Here is a 20,231-nt window from a genome sequence, read left to right on the forward strand (position 1 = left end):
GCACATGACCATGGCCGTTGCCCTGTTGCTCATCGTGGCCGGCTCGGTGCTGTTTCACGTTTTCAATCCATGGTGGACGACGCCCCTGGCTTCGAACTGGAAGCTGATGGACGACACCCTCGGCATCACGCTGGCGATCACGGGCATCTTCTTCATCGTGATCAACGTGTTCGTCGCCTACATGCTGGTGCGCTTTCGTCATCGCGAGGGCCGGCGCGCGGCGCATGAGCCCGAGAACAGGAAGCTCGAGCGCTGGCTGATAGGCGGCACCACGGTCGGCATCATGGCGCTGCTGGCGCCCGGGCTCCTGGTGTACGCGAATTACGTCAGGGAGCCCCGCGACGCCCTCGTGGTGGAGGTGCTGGCCCAGCAATGGCAATGGCGCTTCCGCTTTCCGGGCGAGGACGGCAAGCTGGGCGCGACCGATGCGCGCTTCTTCAGCGCCACCAATCCCTTCGGGATCGACCCCGCCGACAAGGCGGGGCAGGACGACCTGCTGATCGCCGGGGCCGAGGTGCATCTGCCGCTCGGCAAACCGGTGCTGGTGCTGATGCGTTCGCACGACGTGCTGCACGACTTCTTCGTGCCGAACTTCCGTGCCCGGATGAACACGGTGCCGGGGCAGGTCAGCCGCTTCTGGTTCACGTCGACCGTCGCGGGCCGCTACGAAGCGCTTTGCGCGCAGCTGTGCGGCGTGGGCCATCCCAACATGCGCGGCTACGTGGTGGTGGAAGATCCGGCGGCCTACCAGGCTTGGCATGCGGCGCTGCCGACCTTCGCCAAGACGCAGGTCAGGGCGCCCGAGCCCCCCGCTGGCGCCGTCGCGGCGGGCGGTGGCGCACGCGTTGAACAGGGCCGCGCGCTGGCGGATGCCAAGGGCTGCGTGGCCTGCCACACGATCGATGGCAGTGCGCGGGTGGGACCGACCTGGAAGGGCCTGTACGGCAAGACCGAAAGCATGGCGGACGGCTCCACCGCGCTGGTCGACGAAGCCTATCTGCGCAGCTTCATCCGCGATCCGCAGGCCCGCCACGTGAAGGGCTTCCCCCCGGTCATGCCCAAGATCGATTTGACCGATGAAGAGCTGGCCGCGCTGGTGGCCTATATCCAGAGTCTGGGCAGCCCGCCGGCGCAGGCTGCCGCCGAACAGAAGGCTCCGCGATGAACGCTCCTTTGTCCCCCGGGCACGCCGTGCCGCACGCCGACGACGCCGGGCACCCGGCGCCCCAGAGTTTCCTGACCCGCTACGTCTGGAGCCAGGACCACAAAGTGATCGCCGTCCAATATGCCTGCACCGCCATCGCGGTGGGCGTGGTGGGCGTGGTGCTGTCCAACCTGATGCGGCTGCAGCTCGGCTTTCCCGGCCAGTTCGAGTTCATCAACGCAGAGCGCTACTACCAGTTCGTGACCATGCACGGGATGATCATGGTGATCTACCTGCTCACGGCACTGTTCCTCGGCGGCTTCGGCAACTACCTGATTCCGCTGATGGTGGGGGCGCGGGACATGGTCTTTCCCTACCTCAACATGCTGAGCTTCTGGGTCTACCTGCTGTCGGTGGTGGTCCTGATGGCGAGCTTCTTCGTCGCGGGCGGGCCCACCGGCGCGGGTTGGACGCTGTATCCACCGCAGTCGATTTTGCCCGGCACGCCGGGCCATGCGGGCGGCATCGTGCTGATGCTGGTGTCGCTGGTGATCTTCATCGTGGCGACCACGATGGGCGGCCTCAACTACGTGACCACCGTGCTGCAGGCGCGCTGCGAAGGCATGACGCTGCTGCGCATGCCGCTCACGGTGTGGGGCATCTTCGTGGCCACCATCCTCGCGCTGCTCGGTTTCCCGGCGCTGTTCGTCAGCGGCGTGATGCTGCTGCTCGACCGGACGCTGGGCACCAGCTTCTTCATGCCGGCGCTGGTGTCGATGGGCCAGGTGACGGGCTACAAGGGCGGCAGCCCGCTGCTGTTCCAGCACCTGTTCTGGTTCTTCGGCCATCCGGAGGTCTACATCGTGGCGCTGCCGGCCTTCGGCATCGTCTCCGACCTGATCAGCGTGCATGCGCGCAAGTGCATCTTCGGCTACCGCATGATGGTTTGGGCCATCGTCGCCATCGGCGGACTCAGCGTGGTGGTGTGGGCGCACCACATGTTCGTGAGCGGCATGAATCCGTACTTCGGCTTCTTCTTCGCGACCACCACGCTGATCATCGCGGTGCCCACCGCGATCAAGGTCTACAACTGGATCCTGACGCTGTGGCGCGGAGACATCCACCTGACGGTGCCGATGCTGTTCGCGCTGGCCTTCCTGTGCACCTTCCTCATCGGCGGGCTGACCGGGCTGTTCCTGGGCAACGTGAGCGTGGACATCCCGCTGTCCGGAACCTATTTCGTGGTGGCGCACTTCCACATGGTGATGGGCGTGGCGCCGCTGCTGGTGGTGTTCGGCGGCATCTACCACTGGTTCCCCAAGGTCACCGGCCGCATGCTGGACGACAGGCTCGGCCAGCTGCATTTCTGGATCACCTTCCTCGGCACCTACGCAATCTACTTTCCGATGCACTACCTCGGCGTGCTGGGCATGCCGCGGCGCTACTACAACTTCGACGGCTACAAGTTCATTCCGCCGTCGGCGTTCACCATGAATGAAATCATCACTGTGGTGGCGCTGATCGTCGGCGTGGGGCAGCTGCTGTTCATCTTCAACCTGGCCTGGAGCGCCTGGCGCGGCCGGCCGGCCACCGCCAATCCATGGCGGGCCGCCTCACTCGAATGGCAGACGCCCGCCACGCCGCCGGGCCACGGCAACTGGGGCCCGCGTCTGCCTGTGGTCTATAGGTGGGCCTATGCCTACGCAGAGCCGGGTGCTGCGGAAGATTTCATTCCGCAGAACGCGCCGCCGCAAGCCGCGGCCGGAGAGCCCGAGCCGGAGGGCCAGAGCGAGGTCCGGGGAGCACCGGCATGAGCCCTCGCCCGGCCGTTCCGAAGGGGGCTCGCACCGCAGTGCGTAGCACGGAGGTTACCCAATGAGCCCCCGCCCGGCCGTTCCGAAGGGGGCTCGCACCGAAGTGCGTAGCACGGAGGTTACCCATTGACTGCAGCACTGAGCCGCTTCCAGGCCAACTCGCCCCATGGCGGCCGCCCCCGCGATGCGCACGCGAGCGCGGCCAGCATCGGCCTGTGGGTCTTCATGGGCGTGGCCACCGCGTTGTTCTCCCTCTTCATCGTGGCCTACGTGATGCGCATGAGCGGCGAGGACGCGATCACGATCGCGCTGCCGTGGCAGCTCTGGCTCAGCACGGCGCTGCTCGTGGCGGGCAGCGTGGCGCTGCAATGGGCCGTTGGCGCGTCGCGTGGTCGCGGTCCGACGCGGGCCCTCCGCCTGCTGGTGGCGGGCGGCCTCTGCGCGGTGGGCTTCCTGTGCGTGCAGCTGTGGGCCTGGCAGTCGCTGCTGGGCGCGCAGGTCATGCCAGCCGGCAACCCCGCAGGCAGCTTCTTCTACCTTCTGACCGCCATGCACGGGCTCCACCTGACTGGTGGGCTGGCCGCGTGGACATGGACCGCGCACGATGCATGGCCCGAGCCCGGCAAGGCCGCATGGCGCATCGCGCTGTGTGCGCGCTACTGGCACTTCATGCTGGCGGTATGGCTGGTGCTGTTCGGACTGCTGGGCTGGGTGACGCCGGAGGTGGCGCGCTTCATCTGCGGCACATCCTGAGGAGGCGTCCCATGAACGACACCGCAACCATCGCGGCAACACCGTTGACTCCCGAGATCGCGGCAAGCGGCTGGCGCGGGCTGATTGCCGACTGGTCTTCCGACCGCCAGGCGTTCCACGTCTCGTGGGGCAAGGCGATGATGTGGATCTTCCTGCTCAGCGACACCTTCGTGTTCAGCTGCTTCTTGACCGGCTACATGACGGTGCGCGTTTCGACCACCGCGTCGTGGCCCAACCCCAGCGAGGTGTTCGCGCTCCACGTGGGTGGCGCCGACATACCGTTGCTGTTGATCGCGATCATGACCTTCGTGCTCATCACCAGCAGCGGCACGATGGCAATGGCCGTCAACTTCGCCTACCGCGGCGACCGGGTGAACGCCGCCACGCTGATGCTCGTGACCGCGACCTTCGGCGAACTCTTCGTCGGCATGCAGGCCTTCGAGTGGTCCAAGCTGATCCTCGAAGAGGGCGTGCGGCCCTGGGGCAATCCGATGGGTGCGGCGCAGTTCGGCTCGGCCTTTTTCATGATCACGGGCTTTCACGGGCTGCACGTGTCGGCCGGCGTGGTGTTCCTGTTCGTCGTGGCCTTCAAGCTGATACGCGGCGACTATGACAAGAGGGGCAACTACCAGATCGTCGAGATCACCGGCCTGTACTGGCACTTCGTCGACCTGGTGTGGGTGTTCATCTTTGCGCTGTTCTATCTCTGGTGAGGACAACCATGGACCACGTCTCCGGCCAACAACATCCGATCAGCCTCTATCTCAAGATCTGGGGGCTGCTGTTCGTGCTCAGCACGATGTCTTACCTTGTCGACTATTTCCATTTCCAGGGATATCTGCGCTGGGCCCTGATCATTACCTTCATGTTGCTGAAGGCCGGGCTGATCGTCGCGGTCTTCATGCACATGGCGTGGGAACGGCTGTCGCTGGTCTATGCCATCCTGGTGCCGCCGCTGTGCCTGCTGGTCCTGGTCTGGCTGATGGCGGCGGAGGCCGACCATACTTTCCTGACGCGGCTGCTGTTTTTCCACTGACGGCTTGCGCCCGATCACCGCCGCACGATGTAGCGCGTGACGACAGGCTGCATTTCGCCCACGTGGAATGCGAGCCGGCGCTCCCGCAGCGCCATGTCGCTGGCCGTGGCGCGATTGAAGCGGCGCAGGTGGTCGGTCCACGAGTCGTCGACGATCTGCTCCACATAGCGACTGGGCTGCGCAATGTCGTGCAGCAGCTCCCAGCCGATGGCACCCTGGCTCAGGCGCGCGCGGCGCGTCTGCTGCATCACGAGATGGAAGGCCGCGGCGCGCGACGGCTCGATGAGGTATTCGACCGTGATCACCACGCGGCCGTCTTCCTGCGGCGCCTCGGCGGGCGGGCCGGTGGCCCAGCCGGCTTCGGCGGGGCGGGTGTCGTCCTCGCCAACGCCGTCGGTCACCCAGCGCAGGGCCACCAGCATCAGCAGCGTGCCGCTGGCGGCGGCAATGGCGAGGCTCAGGTTCAGCGACGTGACGGTCGCCACCTGGCCCCAGAGCGCCGCGCCGATCGCACTCGCGCCCATGATCGCCATCTGGTAGGTCGACATGCCGCGTGCGCGCACCCAGTCGGGCAGGGCGAGCTGCGCCGAGACCGAAAGCGAATTGGCCACCGTGATCCAGGCCATGCCGCCGAAGAACATCGCCGGCACCGCGACCCATGCGTTGGGCGCAAAGGCCATCACCGCGGTGGCGAGCGACTGCAGCACCGTGCCACGCAGCACCAGCTGGTCGCGCCCCAGCGCCTGGCGCAGCCGCGGCAGGAACAGCACCGCGATGATCGCGCCCGAGCCCATGGCAGCCAGCAGCAGCGTGAAGGTACCGGCGCCGCCGCCCTTGAGGTTGCGCGCCAGGAGCGGCAGCAGCGCGAGCAGGGCCGTGGAGTGGAAGAAGAAGATCGTGATGCGCGAGAGCACCGCCCGCATGCGCTGCGACTGCCAGACGAACTGCACGCCCACGCGCATGGCGCTGATGAGCTTCTCGCGGCCCAGTGGATTGGGCTTGTGTTCGCGCCGCCAGCGCAGCACCACGAAGCCCGAGGCCACCGAGAGGACGGCGTTGAGCGCAAACACCCAGACGCTGCCTGCGCTGGCAATCAGCATGCCGGCCGTGAGCGGGCCGATGATGCGCGAGGCGTTCATCGCGATGCCATTGAGGCCGAGCGCCGCCGGCAGCTGCGGCCGCGGCACCAGCTCGGGCACGATGGCCGAGAACACCGGCCAGCGCAGCGCCAGGCCGATGCCGTTGGCGAAGGTGAGCCCCAGCAGGAGCGGCGCGGTGATCATGTCCAGCGCAATGGCCGCGCACAGCACGATGGCCGTGCCTGCCAGCCAGAACTGCGTGGCCACCAGCCAGCGCCGGCGGTCGAGAATGTCGGCCAGCGCCCCGCTGGGCAGGCCCAGAAGGAACACGGGCAAGGTGGAGGCCGACTGCACCAGTGCCACCCAGATGGGCGAGGTGGTCAGCGAGGTCATCATCCACGCCGCCGCCACGTCGCTCATCCACATGCAGATGTTGGCGATGAGCCAGGTGCTCCACAGCATGCGGAACACGGGCAGCTTGAGCGGCACGAGCGCCGCGAACTTCGGTGGCTGCGGCCGGGCGGGGGGGATGGGTGTCTCTTCGGGCGATATCGGTGGCATGTGGCCCAATTGTGCCGATGCCATCGAGACCGGTCGAAAAATCCGGCAATCCCCGGGAAGAGCCTATCCCCTGTCGCTGCGTGCCAGGCGGTGCTCGAGGCGCCGCAGCATCGTGGTGAGCACGAGCGTCATCACCCAGTACACCACCGAGATCGCGAGGTACGGCTCCCAGTAGCGCGCATAGGCGCCCGCCACCGTGCGGGCCGCGTAGGCCAGTTCGGCCAGCCCGATGGCCGACACCAGAGATGTGTCCTTCAGGAGCGCGATCGCGTTGTTGCCCAGCGGCGGCAGCATGCGGCGGAAGGCCTGCGGCAGCACCACGTAGCGCATCACCTGCAAGGGCGTGAAGCCGATCGACCGGCCGGCATCGAACTGTCCGCGCGAGATCGACTGGATGCCGGCGCGAAACACCTCGGAGATGTAGGCCGCCGAGTTGAGCGTGAGCGCCACCACGCCGGAAATCAGCGCGCCGTGTTCCTGCTTGAGCTCTCGTGCCAGATCGCCACTGATCAACAGGCCGGTCGCCGGATGAATGAACACCGGCATCACCGCAAAGTGGATCAGCAGGATCTGCACGAAAAGCGGCGTGCCGCGGAAGAAGCTCACGTACACCGTGGCGGGCCAGCGCAGGAAGAAGCGCGCGATCCAGGTCCACGGCGCATGGCGCGGATGCGCCAGCCGTGCGAGCGCGAGGCAAAGCCCCCAGCTCGAACCCAGCAGCACGCACACCACCGTCATGCGCAGCGTCATCCAGGCGCCCTGCCAGAACAGGTCCTTGTACTCCACCAGGATGTCCCAGCGGAACCATCCGAACAAAAGGACGGGTTGTTCCATCTAGCGCTCTTGCTCGGGGCGGCCGTGCTCATCGGGCGTTCGGGTCCTTGTTGAACCACTTCTTGTAGATGCTGGCGTAGCTGCCGTCGGCGCGAATCGCGGCCAGGCCGGCCGTGAGCTTGTCGAGCAGCGCCTTGTCGCCCTTCTTCACGACGATGCCGAAGCCTTCTTCGGGAAAGGACTTGTCGTCGAGCGTCTTGAGTTCGGGGTTCTGCGCCACGCGGTAGGCGATCACGCCGTTGTCGCCCATGGCGGCATCGACGCCGCCGCCGGCCAGCTCGGAAATGATGAGCGGCGTGCTCTCGAAGCGGCGGATGTTGGGGTTGGTCTTGCCGAATTCGCGCGAGGCGATGTCGTCGGCGGTGGAGGCGCTGACCACGGCGATCTTCCTGCCGGCGAGGTCCTTCAACGAGGCGACCGTGCTGCTCTTCGGCAGCGCGATCAGCTGGCGCGCCGCGAAGTAGGGCGGCGTGAAGTCGTAGCTCTGCTTGCGCTTCTCGTTGATGGTGACGCCCGAGATCACGAGGTCGACGTCGCCGTTGTTGAGCGCGCCGAAGATGCCCGTGAACGGCGTGTTCACGACCTTGATCTTCAGGCCTTGCTGCTTGGCAATGGCCTTGATGATGTCGATGTCGAAGCCGACGATCTGCTTGTCCTTGTTCTCGAAGGCGAAGGGCGCGTAGGTGGCGCTCGAGGCCACGGTGAGCTCGCGGTTCTGGGCCTGGGCGCCGAAGGCGAGCGAGGCGGCGGCAAGGCCGAGCGCCAGGGCGCGGCGAATGGTGTTCATGGGGCTTCTTCCTCTTGTTGCGCCGGCTCGGCGGGTGTGTATATGTGGTGGGCGGGAATTCTAGGTTGCAGCTAGCGTGCCAGGTGCCCGAGCGGCAAGGCGCTGCTGGCCTTCACCTCGCCCAGCGAGAAGCTGGTGTGCAGGTCTTTCACGTTGGGGAGGTTCATCAGGTGCTGCCGCGCGAAGGCCGAGAAGCCGTTCAGGTCCTGTGCCACCACCTGCAACTCGAAGGTGCCGGTGCCGCTGATGTAGTGGCAGGCCACCACCTCGGGCATCTTGCGGATCGCTTCCTCCAGCTTGCGGGTGGCTTCGTTGGTGACGCGCTCGGTGTCCACCCGCACGAAAGCGAGCACGCCGAGCCCGATCTTGTGGCGGTCGATTTCGGCGTGGTAACCCTTGATGAAGCCGGCTTCTTCCAGCGCGCGCACCCGGCGCCAGCAGGGCGCGGCCGAGAGCCCCACGCGCTGCGCAAGCTCGGCGTTGGTCAGGCGGCCGTCGGCCTGCAGTTCTTGCAGGATTGCAAGGTCGAACTTGTCAATGCTTTCCATAAGCGACCATCTTAAGCAAGATTCTTTCTGAAAGGCGGTTTTTAGAGGCGAAGAACGCAAACACCTGTCGCGTACCCCGGCATACACTTTGCGTGATCATGGGCTCGCGCCCTACCGGGCACAGACCCATAGCCAATCAGCCAAGCCCACCAGGCCCTGCCAAACGGAGACAGACACATGAACGCACCGCTGCCCGAGCACATTCGCAAGGCGCTGGAAACCGTCACGCTCGACGACAAATACAGCCTCGACTATGGCCGTGCCTTCATGAGCGGCGTCCAGGCGCTCGTCAAGCTACCGATGCTGCAGCGACTGCGCGACAAGCAGGCCGGCAAGAACACGGCCGGCTTCATCAGCGGCTACCGTGGCTCTCCGCTCGGCGGCTACGACCAGGCGCTGTGGAAGGCCAGCAAGTTCCTGAAGGAACAGAACATCGTCTTCCAGCCGGGCGTGAACGAAGAGCTTGCCGCCACGGCCCTATGGGGCACCCAGCAGCTGGGCTTCTCGCCCGCGGGCACCAACAAGTTTGACGGCGTTTTCGGCATCTGGTACGGCAAGGGCCCGGGCGTGGACCGCTGCTCCGACGTCTTCAAGCACGCCAACATGGCGGGCACGACCGAATGGGGCGGCGTGATCGCGGTGGCGGGCGACGACCACATTTCGAAGAGCAGCACGGCCGCGCACCAGAGCGACCACATCTTCAAGGCCTGCGGCACGCCGGTGTTCTTTCCGACGAACGTGCAGGAAATTCTCGACCTGGGCATCCACGCCTTTGCCTTGAGCCGCTTCTCGGGCGTCTGGTCGGGCATGAAGACGATCCAGGAAATCGTCGAGTCGAGCGCCACGGCCATGATCGATCCGGACCGCGTCGAGATCGTCATCCCCACCGATTTCCAGATGCCGCCCGGCGGCCTGCACATCCGCTGGCCCGACCACGCGCTGGAGCAGGAAGCGCGCCTCATGCACTACAAGTGGTATGCCGCGCTGGCCTACATCCGCGCCAACCGGCTGAACCACAACGTGATCGAAGGCCCGAACGACCGCTTCGGCATCATGGCCAGCGGCAAGGCCTACAACGACACCCGCCAGGCCCTGATCGACCTGGGCCTGGACGACGCCACCTGCCGCCAGCTGGGCATCCGGCTGCACAAGGTGGGCGTGGTGTGGCCGCTCGAGGCGCAGCTCACGCGCGACTTTGCCACCGGCCTGCAAGAGATTCTGGTGGTGGAAGAGAAGCGCCAGGTCATCGAATACCAGCTGAAGGAAGAGCTCTACAACTGGCGCGCCGACGTGCGCCCCACCGTGCTCGGCAAGTTCAACGAGCTCGACGGCGATTTCTCCGGCGGCGAATGGGCCATGCCCAATCCCACCGCCAACACGCTGCTGCGCGCCAACGCCGACCTGAACCCGGCACTCATCGCCAAGGCCATTGCACAGCGCCTGCGCAAGCTCGGCATCCTGGACCAGGCCGGCGCCGACATGCATGCGCGCATCGATGCGCAGATCGCCATCCTCGAAGCCAAGGAGCGCTCGATGGAAGTGCTCAAGGTGGGCGGCGTGCAAGGTGCCGACCGCCAGCCCTGGTTCTGCTCGGGCTGCCCGCACAACACCAGCACCGTGGTGCCTGAAGGCTCGCGCGCGATGGGCGGCATCGGCTGCCACTTCATGGCGACCTGGATGGACCGTTCCACCATCGGCTTCACGCAGATGGGCGGCGAGGGCGTGCCGTGGGTGGGCCAGCAGCCATTCACCACCGACCAGCACATCTTTGCGAACCTGGGCGATGGCACGTACTTTCACAGCGGCCTGCTCGCCATCCGCCAGAGCATTGCCGCGGGCGTGAACATCACCTACAAGATTCTCTACAACGACGCGGTGGCCATGACCGGCGGCCAGCAGGTCGGCGAGCGGCCCGAAGGCCATTCGGTGCTGCAGATTGCCGAAAGCCTCCATGCCGAAGGCGCCAAGAAGGTCGTCATCGTCACCGACGAACCCGAGAAGTACGAAGGCGTGAACATCCCCGGCGACCACGTGGCCGTGAAGCATCGCGACCTGCTCGACGAGATCCAGCGCGAGTTCCGCGAGATTGCCGGCACCACAGCCATCATCTACGACCAGACCTGCGCCACCGAGAAGCGCCGGCGCCGCAAGCGGGGCACGGCCGTCGATCCGGCCAAGCGCGTGGTCATCAACGACCTGGTCTGCGAAGGCTGCGGCGACTGCAGCGTGAAGAGCAACTGCCTGTCGGTCGAGCCGCTCGAAACTGAGTTCGGCCGCAAGCGCACCATCAACCAGAGCAGTTGCAATAAGGACATGAGCTGCCTCAAGGGCTTCTGCCCCAGCTTCGTCACGGTCGAAGGCGGGCAGCTCAAGAAAAAGTCCAGGAACAAGGCCGATTCGCCGCTCGAGCTCGGCCCGCTGCCGGAACCGGCCGTGCCGGCGCTGGCGCAAGACCAGGTGTGGGGCATCGTGGTCGCCGGTGTCGGCGGCACGGGCGTCATCACCATCGGCCAGCTGCTGGGCATGGCCGCGCACATCGAGGGCAAAGGGATCGTCACGCAGGACGCGGCCGGCCTGGCGCAGAAGGGCGGCGCCACCTGGAGCCATGCGCTCATCGGCGCCTCGCAGGCCGCGATCCGCACCACCCGCGTGGGCACCGCTGCGGCCGACCTGATCCTGGCCGCCGATCCGCTGGTGGCCGTGAACGCCGAAACCCTGGCCCGCATGCGCGAGGGCCGCACGCACGTGGCGCTCAACACGCACAGCACGCCGACGGCCGCCTTCGTGCGCAACGCCAACTGGGTGAATCCGCAGGACGACTGCGCGAACCAGATCGCGCGCGTCGTGGGCGCCGAGGCGCTCGGCACCTTCGACGCCGATGCCGCCGCTACCACGCTGATGGGCGACAGCCTCTACGCCAATCCCATGCTGCTGGGCTTTGCCTGGCAAAAGGGCTGGATCCCGCTGGCGCTGGAGTCGCTGATGCGCGCCATCGAACTCAACGCCGTGGCCATCGACAACAACAAGGCCGCCTTCGCATGGGGCCGCCAGGCGGCCGCGAATCCGGCTGCGCTGCAAAAGCGCGTGCGCCCGGGCCAGGTGGTCGAATTCAAGAAGCGCGAAACCGTCGACAGTCTGGTGGCGCGCCGGGTCGAATTCCTCACGGGCTACCAGAACGCAGCCTACGCCGACGAGTACCGTCAGTTCGTGGGCAAGGTCCGGCAGGCCGAATCGGTGCTGGGCAAGACCGCGCTCGCCGAAACCGTGGCCCGCTACCTGTTCAAGCTCATGGCCTACAAGGACGAGTACGAGGTGGCGCGCCTGCATACCGACCGCGCCTTCCTCGACCGGGTCGAAGGCATGTTCGAGGGCCAGATGGGCAAGGATTTCAAGCTCAACTATCACCTCGCACCGCCCATCATCGCCAAGAAGAACGCCAAGGGCGAACTGCAGAAGCAGAAGTTCGGCCCCTGGATGCTCACGGGATTCAGGCTGCTGGCCCGGCTCAAGGGCCTGCGCGGCTCGGCCCTCGACATCTTCGGGCGCACCGAAGAGCGCAAGACCGAGCGCGCCCTGATCGGCGAGTACCGCGCGGCCATCGACGAGGTGATTGCCGGACTCAACGCCGAGAACCACGCGCTGGCGCTGGAGATTGCGAGCCTGCCCGAGCAGATCCGCGGTTACGGTCACGTGAAGGACCGCAACCTGGCCGCTGCCCGCACCCGCTGGAGCGAGCTGCTCGCCAAGTGGCGCAACCCGCAGCCGGTGCAGCGCTCGGCCGCCTGAGTTTCTGAAGGAAGGCGCCCGCGGCGGCCGGCCGGCTGCCGCCGCTGCCATTCAAAGAACGCTGCTATTCAAAGAAGAGCACAGGAGGCGCGGCTGGCGCCCCTGGAAAGCCCTGCCCCCCGCGCCGGATAAGCGCGGAGCGCGGGGCGTTGCCACGAATACAATGCCCGGTGCTGTTCGCGGCCGATGCCGCTTCAAGCGCTGGTTCGCGGCCTTTTTCACAGGGCCGCGGAACCGCGGGCCCGGCTCGCGCTTCTGACATCCCTCTTCTCTCTGCTGGAGACTCTCTTGTTCATTTCCTCTGCTTTCGCCCAAACCGCGCCCGCTGCTTCCGGTGGTGGCGACATGTTGTCCTCGCTCGGCAGCATGTTGCCCCTGGTGCTGATGTTCGTGGTGCTGTATTTCGTCATGATCCGCCCGCAAATGAAGCGCCAGAAGGAAGCCCGGGCCATGATCGAAGCCCTCGCCAAGGGCGATGAGGTGGCGACGGCCGGCGGCGTGCTCGGCAAGATCACCTCCATCGGTGACCAGTACCTCGGCCTCGAAATCGCCAATGGCGTGGAAGTCAAGATCCAGCGCAGCGCTGTGGTCCAGGTCCTGCCCAAGGGCGCCGTCAAGCAGTAATCAAAATCAAAGCGCGACCCGGCCTTGCGCTTCCTGGCGCAAGGCCTCAAGTCACGCGGTGTTCCGTTTCTAAAAGCGCTTTCTCATGAACCGTTATCCGGTCTGGAAGTACGCGATCATCGTGATCGTGCTGCTTGTGGGGTTGATCTACTCCCTCCCCAATTTCTTCGGCGAGGCGCCTGCAGTGCAGGTGTCCGCGGCCAAGTCGACCGTCAAGGTCGACGCGGCAACCCAGGGCCGGGTCGAGGAGGCGCTGAAGACAGCCGGGGTCAAGCCCGACCTGTTCACGCTCGAGGGCGGCTCGCTGCGCGCGCGCTTCGCCACCGCCGACGAACAGATCAAGGCGCGCGATGCGGTGCAGCGCGCGCTGGTGCCCGATCCGGCCGATCCTTCCTACGTGGTGGCGCTGAACCTGGTTTCGCGTTCGCCGGCCTGGCTCACGGCGCTGCATGCGTTCCCGATGTACCTCGGCCTCGACCTGCGCGGCGGTGTCGACTTCCTGCTGCAGGTCGACATGAAGGGCGCCATCGACAAGAAGGCCGAATCCTTCGCGGGCGACCTGCGCACCACCTTCCGAGACAAGGGCATCCGCGGCACGTCGGTCAACCGCAACGGCCAGACGATCGAGGTTTCGCTCCGCGACGCGGCCGCGCTGCAAACGGCCAAGCAGCTGATCCAGGACCAGTTCCAGGATCTCACGACCACCGACAGCCAGGACGGCAACGTCTGGCGCCTCACGGCCACCATCAAGCCCGAAGCCGCGCGCCGGCTGCAGGACGCGGCCCTGAAGCAGAACATCACCACCCTCCACAACCGCATCAACGAACTCGGCGTGGCCGAGCCGGTGATCCAGCAGCAGGGGCTCGATCGCATCGTGGTGCAGCTGCCGGGCGTGCAGGACACGGCCAAGGCCAAGGACATCCTGGGCCGCACCGCCACGCTCGAAATGCGCCTGGTCGACGAGAGCGCCGAAGGCCGCGCAGCCGAACTGAGCGGCGGACCGGTGCCCTTCGGCTCCGAGAAATTCTTCGAGCGCAACGGCCGCGCGGTGATCGTGAAGAAGCAGGTGCTCGTCACTGGCGAAAACCTGACCGACGCTCAGCCGGGCTTCGACCAGCAGAGCAACCAGCCCAAGGTCGACCTGACCATGGACGCCAAGGGCGGCCGCATCATGCGCGACGTGAGTCGCGAGAACTTCAAGAAGCGCATGGCCATGCTGATCTTCGAGAAGGGCAAGGGCGAGGTGCTCACGGCTCCGTCGATCAACGGCGAGCTCGGCAACCGCTTCCAGATCTCGGGTTCGATGAACGTGGTCGAGGCCAACGACCTCGCGCTGCTGCTGCGCGCCGGCTCGCTGGCCGCGCCCATGGAAATCATCCAGGAACGTACCATCGGCCCGAGTCTGGGCGCAGACAACATCGAGAAGGGCTTCAAGAGCGTGATGTATGGCTTCCTGGCCATCATGGTGTTCATGTGCGCCTACTACGCGTTGTTCGGCCTGTTTTCGTCGATCGCGCTGGCCGTCAACCTGATGCTGCTGGTGGCCATTCTCTCGATGCTGCAGGCCACGCTCACGCTGCCCGGCATTGCGGCCATGGCGCTGGCCATCGGCGTGGCCATCGACTCCAACGTGCTGATCAACGAACGCGTGCGAGAAGAACTGCGCAACGGCGCTTCGCCGCAAGCGGCCATCCATGCCGGCTACGACCGCGCCTGGGGCACGATCCTCGACTCCAACGTGACCACGCTCATCGCGGGCATTGCACTGCTCGCCTTCGGCTCCGGGCCGATTCGCGGCTTTGCGGTGGTGCACTGCATCGGCATCGTCACCTCGATGTTCTCCGCCGTGTTCTTCTCGCGCGGCCTCGTCAACTTCTGGTACGGCCAGAAGAAAAAGCTCAAGACGGTGTCCATCGGCACTGTATGGCGGCCCAAGACCGACGGCACCGCCGTGGCCGAAGGCAAGTAAAGGTCAAGGACAAGCGCCATGGAATTCTTCCGCATCCACAAGACCATCCCGTTCATGCGCCACGCCCTGGTGCTGAACATCATCTCCTTCGTCACCTTCGCGCTGGCGGTGTTTTTCCTGCTGCACCGCGGGCTGCACCTGTCGGTGGAGTTCACGGGCGGCACCGTGATGGAAGTGGCCTACCAGCAGTCCGCGGACATCGGCAAGGTGCGCGAGGCCGTCGGCAAGCTCGGCTATCCGGACGTGCAGGTGCAGAGCTACGGCACCTCGCGCGACGTGCAGATCCGCCTGCCGGCACAAAAGGGCATGAACTCGGACCAGCAGAGCGCGCAGGTGATGCAGGCTCTCAAAGCTGTCGACCCGTCGGCCACGCAGCGCGGCATCGAGGTCGTGGGCCCGCAGGTGGGCGACGAGCTCACCACCAACGGCCTCAAGGCGCTGGCCATGGTGGTGGTGGGCATCATGATCTACCTGGCGTTCCGCTTCGAATGGAAGTTCGCCGTGGCCACCGTGCTTGCCAACCTGCACGACGTGGTGATCATCCTGGGGTTCTTTGCCTTCTTCCAGTGGGAGTTCTCGCTCGCGGTTCTGGCGGCGGTGCTGGCGGTGCTGGGCTACTCGGTCAACGAGTCGGTCGTGATCTTCGATCGGGTGCGCGAGAATTTCCGCCGCTACCGCAAGATGAACACGGTGGAGATCATCGACAACGCGATCACCTCGACCATCAGCCGGACCATCATCACGCACGGTTCGACCCAGCTGGTGGTGCTCTCGATGTTCTTCTTCGGCGGCCCGACGCTTCACTACTTTGCACTGGCGCTGACCATCGGCATCCTGTTCGGCATCTATTCGTCGGCCTTCGTGGCCGCGGCGATTGCCATGTGGCTCGGCGTCAAGCGCGAGGATCTCGTCAAGGGGCCGGTCAAGCGCGACGGCGGCCCGGACGATCCGAACGCCGGCGCGGTGGTCTGACCCCTATCGAATTCGAGAGGAACGCCCCGCGGGAGCCAGCGAGAATGACGGAGCTGATGCACACTTGTGCGCTTGCATTTCCCGATGCAAGCTCGCGGTCATCGTCCACCCACGGAGCCCCACTGGTCTTCCCGATCCTTCAATGAGCATTGCGCGGTCCGCCTCTTCTTTGCAGCTCGCACGCGAGACGCGCGAGCGCTTCGTTCTGGCGACCGGGGGCGTGATCGCCCCGTTGGCGCAAGCCATCCGGGACCGCCTGACGCAGCAGGCTTCGGAGATGAGCAATGCGCGCGCCATGCAGGAGAGTCGCGACGATTTCGTGGCCTTCCAGGGCCAGGCATCGCACTGGGTGGCACTCGCGCAAACGGGCTGGCGCAAGTCGGTCGATGCGCCAGGCGCGGCGTCGGGCGTGTCATCCAACGCGAAGCTGCGGCTCGAACTCATCGACGACGACGCGATGGAAAGCAGCATTCTGTCGTCGCGCCTGGCGCAGGTGATCCATGACAAAGCCAGCTTTGAACTCAGCGACCTTCGGCTGCGCATCCAGCATCTGGAAGGCTCCAGCGAACTGGACGCCCACGACGTGCTCCGGCCCGAAACCATGGCCAAGCTGCTCGTCGATCAGTGGCTGGCGGCCGGCTTGAGCCGCACGCTGTGGACGCGGGTGCAGGACACCGTGCAGCAGCACCTCGTCGGCGTGGTCGTCAAGGCTTATGAAGACGCCAACGCGTTCCTGATTTCCAAAGGCGTGATGCCGGAAATCGATCTCAAGAGTTTTGTCCGGCGCACGGGCGCTTCCGGCGGTGGACCGTCGACGGTGCCCGCGCCCCCTTACGCGCCCGGCGCACTCCAGGCCGCGGGCGCACCCCAGACCACCGGAGCCGTGCATCGCCAACAAGGCTTCGATGCGCTGTCGCAACCGCGGGCCTTTGCTCCTTCGGTGCCAGCCGCGACCACCGGCGGCTCGCCCTTGATGGTCGCGCGCCAGCGCGCGCAGACGGCGCTCCTGAGTCTCAAGCGCTTCGTTGCCGCCCGCATTGGCGCAGAGTCGCCGAACGTCTCCTCCTCCCCGACGACGACCGGAATGGATGGACGCGCGCCAGGTGCCGGACCGGCCGGCGACGGTTCTTCGCGCGCTGCTTCCAAGACCTTTGCAGGGCTCATCGCCGAAGCCGAAGCCGCCTACCGGATGGCCGCCACGCAGTACATGGAAGGCTCCGCGGAGCAGGCTACCGTCATACAGCAGGCGTCAGTCGACCTGCGGCGGCGCAGCGCGGAGCTCAAGAAAAGGGCGCCCACCACCGCCGACAAGGCCACGGTCGAGATCGTGGCGCTCATGTTCCAGGCCATCCTCGCGGAGGAGCGCATTCCCTTCTCGGCGCGTGTCTGGTTTGCGCGCCTGCAGATGCCTGTGCTGCGCGTGGCCATTGCCGAGCCCGAATTCTTCGGCACGCTGCAGCATCCGGCGCGCATGCTGATCGACCGCATGGGCTCCTGCGTGATGGGCTTCGACGCCGCAGCCATTTCCGGCAGCGCGCTCGAGGGCGAAATCCGGCGCGTGGTGCAGGTGATCGAGCAATACCCCGAAACAGGCCAGCGCGTGTTCAAGCTGGTGTTCGACGAGTTCGTCGCGTTCCTGAACCGCTATCTCACGCAGAGCGACGCCACCCAGCGCGTCATGAGCGTGGCGCAGCAGGTCGAGCAGAAGGAAACGATGGCGATCCAGTACACCATCGAACTTCGCAAGATGCTCAACGACATGCCGGTGCGCGAGGAGATACGCGAGTTCCTCTTCAAGGTCTGGGCCGAGGTGCTGGCGATTGCCGCCTTGCGCTATGGCGCACAGGGCGAGCAGACCGTGATGCTCAAGCGCGTGGCCTCCGAACTGGTGTGGGCCGCGAGCGCCAAGCCCAACCGCGCCGACCGGGCGCGCGTGATCCAGGACCTGCCGCAGCTGCTGCAGCGCCTGCGCCTGGGCATGAACCTGCTCGGCATCATCGACGAGCCGCAGGAAGCCCATATCAAGACCATCGGCGCAACCTTGTCGGATGCCTTCCTGTCCAAGACCGAAGCCATTCCCGCGGCCAAGATCGAAGCCATGGCCGAGCACCTGGCGCACCTGGAAGATTTCGTGAGCGACGACGGCAGCGCATCCAGCCTGCCGCTCGACGCGAACAGCATCGAATTGCTGCTGGGCATCGACGCGGCCTCGATCGAGGTCGTGGCCGACATCGCGGGCGGCGCGCCGGCCGAAGACATGCTGGCGTGGGCCCACGAGCTGGAGGTAGGCAACTGGTTCATGCTCGACCACAACGATCGCGTGAGCCAGGTGCAGTTCGTCTGGCGCAGCGACCGCAAGCAGCTGCACCTGTTTGCAACAGCCGACGGCCGCAGCTTCCTGATCCAGGTCGGCCGGCTGGCGAACTATCTGCAGGCCGGCCTGCTGGTGCCGGCCGAGGAAGAAACCCTTACGGTGCGCGCCACGCGGGAGGCGCTGGCCAAGCTGGATGCGAACCCGGAACGGCTATTGAACTAGCCGCCTAGTGCGCCACGCGCCCTTCGCGGCTTTCGCTGAGTTCGTCGAGTACCAGCGCGTCGGGCTCGATGCCCGTGCTCCAGTGCACCATCAGCACGATGATCTTGAGTTCGTCGAGTGCGACCGGGTCGCCCGGTGCCGCCATGGCACGTTCGACGACGATCTCGCGCAGGCCGCAGGACAGCACATCCGACGACTCGAGAAAGCTGATGAAGCCGAGGCATTCGGCGCCCAGGTGCTCCTGCTCGGCCTGCGAATAGACCCGCATGGCGTTGTCCGACTGCGGCAGGGCCGGCTCGGGTGCACCCCGCAGCGTGACCGTGGCGACCGCGTCGTCGATCGCGCTTCGCTCGAACTGCAAGCCCTGCGTTGCAAGGCTGAGACCGTCAAGCCATTGCAGTGCGTCGCGAATTTCCTCTGCCTCGAAGCCGTGCGCGCTGAGCTTGCGGCCCAGCTGTTCGGGTTCGGGGCAGGCATCGCCGCGCCAATAGTTTTCGTAGACAAACACGAGCACTTCGAACATGGGCCCAATATAGCCGAAGCAGGTCGCCCGCTCGCGAGCTTCGTGCGCTGCGCCGTCTTTCTCTTTGACAGAGAGCGAGATCTGTTACGCCGCTGCCGCCCGTTGAAAGAGGCCGCCCGGCAGGCGCGCGACGTGGCCGTCAAGCTCGAGTTCGAGCATCTTGGCCTGTAGCGCGGCGGCGCTCCAGCCGGTGCGCGCGCTCAATGCGTCGAGGCTCACCGGGTCGAAACCGAGGGCTTCGAGAAGCGGATTTTCCTCGCCGGAGGAGGAGGAGGAGGCCGAATCGCCCGCACTCGCATTTTCGAAAAGACCTGGACCCGTGCCGCCGGCTGCGCGCAGCGCAGGCAGTTCTTCGAGGATGTCGTTCACCGACTCGACCAGCTTCGCGCCCTGGCGGATCAGCGCATGGCAGCCGCGCGATTGGGGCGAATGGATCGATCCGGGAATGGCGAACACTTCCTTGCCTTGCTCCGAGGTGAGCCGGGCGGTGATCAGCGAGCCCGATTGCAGCGCGGCCTCGACCACCAGCGTGCCGCGGGCCAGGCCGGCGATCAAGCGGTTGCGCTTCGGAAAATTTTGCGTGAGCGGGGGCGTGCCGAGCGGCAGCTCGCTCACGATCAGCCCCTGCCGCATGATGCGGTGCGCGAGATCGCGATGCCGCGCCGGGTAGACGCGGTCGAGCCCGGTTCCCACCACGGCCACGGTCGCAAGCCGCAGGGCGTCGCCGGCCGCGTCGAGTGCGCCCTGGTGCGCGGCACCATCGACACCGAGCGCCAGCCCCGACACCACCGGCAAGCCCGCTTCACCCAGCGCGCGCCCGAATGCGCGAGCATTGGCCGCGCCTTGCGGTGTCGGGTTGCGGCTGCCCACCACGGCAATGCTGTTTCCCAGCTGCGTCAGGTCGAAGGCCGCCGCGCCGAGCACGTAGAGCATCAGCGGCGGGTCGGACATTTCGAGCAGCGACGCGGGGTAGCTGGCGTCGCCCAGCGTCACCAGGCGGCGCGTCGTGCCGCCGTCATCGGCGGCGGGTTGCAGCCATTGCCACGTCTGGTCGATCTGGGCCTGAAGGCCGGGCGGCGCCTGCTGCAGGGCATCGGCCTGGGCCGCCGACACGACTTGCCGCAGCGCCGCGCTGGTCTCCGCAAAGATTTTCTCGGGCAGGCCGAATGCGGCCAGCAGCCGGCGAGCGGCACCGTCGCCGATGCCCGGCGTCAGTGAAAGCCGCAGCCAGCCGGCGAGTTCTGCGCGTTCCAAGCGAAGGCGAA

The 20,231-nt window shown here is 66.2% G+C and carries 16 protein-coding genes; 10 read left to right on the forward strand and 6 right to left on the reverse strand.

Annotation, left to right across the window (positions count from 1 at the left end; translation table 11 throughout):
• Window positions 1-4 precede the first annotated feature (4 nt).
• The 5 genes from BLR24_RS21155 (at window position 5) to BLR24_RS21175 (ending at window position 4,747) form a co-directional block, all read left to right on the forward strand.
• The gene (locus BLR24_RS21155) at window positions 5-1,165 is read left to right on the forward strand and encodes a cytochrome c oxidase subunit II (protein ID WP_093020480.1); all 1,161 of its coding nucleotides are present in this window, start codon (window positions 5-7) and stop codon (window positions 1,163-1,165) included.
• Between the two features lie 26 nt (window positions 1,166-1,191).
• Entirely contained in the window at window positions 1,192-2,958 is a 1,767-nt protein-coding gene (ctaD, locus tag BLR24_RS21160) for a cytochrome c oxidase subunit I (RefSeq protein WP_093020482.1), read from the forward strand.
• Between the two features lie 138 nt (window positions 2,959-3,096).
• On the forward strand, window positions 3,097-3,711 hold the full coding sequence (locus tag BLR24_RS21165; protein ID WP_254787493.1) for a cytochrome c oxidase subunit 3: 615 nt from the start codon (window positions 3,097-3,099) through the stop codon (window positions 3,709-3,711).
• A gap of 11 nt (window positions 3,712-3,722) precedes the next feature.
• A complete protein-coding gene (locus tag BLR24_RS21170) occupies window positions 3,723-4,424 on the forward strand; it encodes a heme-copper oxidase subunit III family protein (protein ID WP_093020486.1) in 702 nt (233 codons plus the stop codon).
• Between the two features lie 8 nt (window positions 4,425-4,432).
• Window positions 4,433-4,747: a cytochrome C oxidase subunit IV family protein gene (locus BLR24_RS21175; RefSeq protein ID WP_093020488.1), complete on the forward strand. Its 315-nt coding sequence runs from the start codon at window positions 4,433-4,435 to the stop codon at window positions 4,745-4,747.
• A 14-nt stretch (window positions 4,748-4,761) separates the two neighbouring features.
• On the opposite strand, the gene BLR24_RS21180 is transcribed toward BLR24_RS21175, so the two are convergent.
• The 4 genes from BLR24_RS21180 to BLR24_RS21195 form a co-directional block, all read right to left on the reverse strand.
• A complete protein-coding gene (locus BLR24_RS21180; RefSeq protein WP_093020643.1) occupies window positions 4,762-6,387 on the reverse strand; it encodes an MFS transporter in 1,626 nt (541 codons plus the stop codon).
• Between the two features lie 63 nt (window positions 6,388-6,450).
• Window positions 6,451-7,221: an amino acid ABC transporter permease gene (locus BLR24_RS21185; protein WP_093020490.1), complete on the reverse strand. Its 771-nt coding sequence runs from the start codon at window positions 7,219-7,221 to the stop codon at window positions 6,451-6,453.
• 28 nt (window positions 7,222-7,249) lie between these two features.
• On the reverse strand, window positions 7,250-8,008 hold the full coding sequence (locus BLR24_RS21190; protein ID WP_093020492.1) for a basic amino acid ABC transporter substrate-binding protein: 759 nt from the start codon (window positions 8,006-8,008) through the stop codon (window positions 7,250-7,252).
• Between the two features lie 71 nt (window positions 8,009-8,079).
• Window positions 8,080-8,556 (reverse strand): Lrp/AsnC family transcriptional regulator, encoded by a 477-nt coding sequence (locus BLR24_RS21195; protein WP_093020494.1) that lies wholly within the window; start codon window positions 8,554-8,556, stop codon window positions 8,080-8,082.
• A 177-nt stretch (window positions 8,557-8,733) separates the two neighbouring features.
• Here BLR24_RS21195 and BLR24_RS21200 point away from each other — a divergent pair, with 177 nt between their 5' ends.
• The 5 genes from BLR24_RS21200 (at window position 8,734) to BLR24_RS21220 (ending at window position 18,443) form a co-directional block, all read left to right on the forward strand.
• Complete coding sequence (locus BLR24_RS21200) at window positions 8,734-12,342, forward strand: indolepyruvate ferredoxin oxidoreductase family protein (RefSeq protein ID WP_093020496.1); 3,609 nt, start codon at window positions 8,734-8,736, stop codon at window positions 12,340-12,342.
• 288 nt (window positions 12,343-12,630) lie between these two features.
• Window positions 12,631-12,966 (forward strand): preprotein translocase subunit YajC, encoded by a 336-nt coding sequence (gene yajC, locus BLR24_RS21205; protein WP_055807698.1) that lies wholly within the window; start codon window positions 12,631-12,633, stop codon window positions 12,964-12,966.
• Between the two features lie 85 nt (window positions 12,967-13,051).
• A complete protein-coding gene (gene secD / locus BLR24_RS21210) occupies window positions 13,052-14,935 on the forward strand; it encodes a protein translocase subunit SecD (RefSeq protein WP_093020498.1) in 1,884 nt (627 codons plus the stop codon).
• An 18-nt stretch (window positions 14,936-14,953) separates the two neighbouring features.
• Window positions 14,954-15,907, forward strand: a complete 954-nt coding sequence (gene secF, locus BLR24_RS21215; protein WP_093020500.1) for a protein translocase subunit SecF — start codon at window positions 14,954-14,956, stop codon at window positions 15,905-15,907.
• Window positions 15,908-16,049: 142 nt separating this feature from the next.
• Entirely contained in the window at window positions 16,050-18,443 is a 2,394-nt protein-coding gene (locus tag BLR24_RS21220) for a DUF1631 family protein (protein ID WP_093020502.1), read from the forward strand.
• Between the two features lie 4 nt (window positions 18,444-18,447).
• Here the strand turns inward: BLR24_RS21220 and BLR24_RS21225 are convergent, their stop codons facing one another.
• Together BLR24_RS21225 and dprA are read right to left on the reverse strand one after the other, a co-directional pair.
• Window positions 18,448-18,966 carry a Smg family protein gene (locus BLR24_RS21225; RefSeq protein WP_093020504.1) on the reverse strand — a complete coding sequence of 173 codons (519 nt, stop codon included), beginning with the start codon at window positions 18,964-18,966 and terminating at the stop codon, window positions 18,448-18,450.
• A gap of 84 nt (window positions 18,967-19,050) precedes the next feature.
• The gene (gene dprA, locus BLR24_RS21230; protein ID WP_093020506.1) at window positions 19,051-20,220 is read right to left on the reverse strand and encodes a DNA-processing protein DprA; all 1,170 of its coding nucleotides are present in this window, start codon (window positions 20,218-20,220) and stop codon (window positions 19,051-19,053) included.
• Between the last annotated feature and the right edge of the window lie 11 nt (window positions 20,221-20,231).

Source organism: Variovorax sp. OV700 (genome assembly GCF_900099805.1).
Classification (GTDB): Bacteria; Pseudomonadota; Gammaproteobacteria; order Burkholderiales; family Burkholderiaceae_C; genus Variovorax.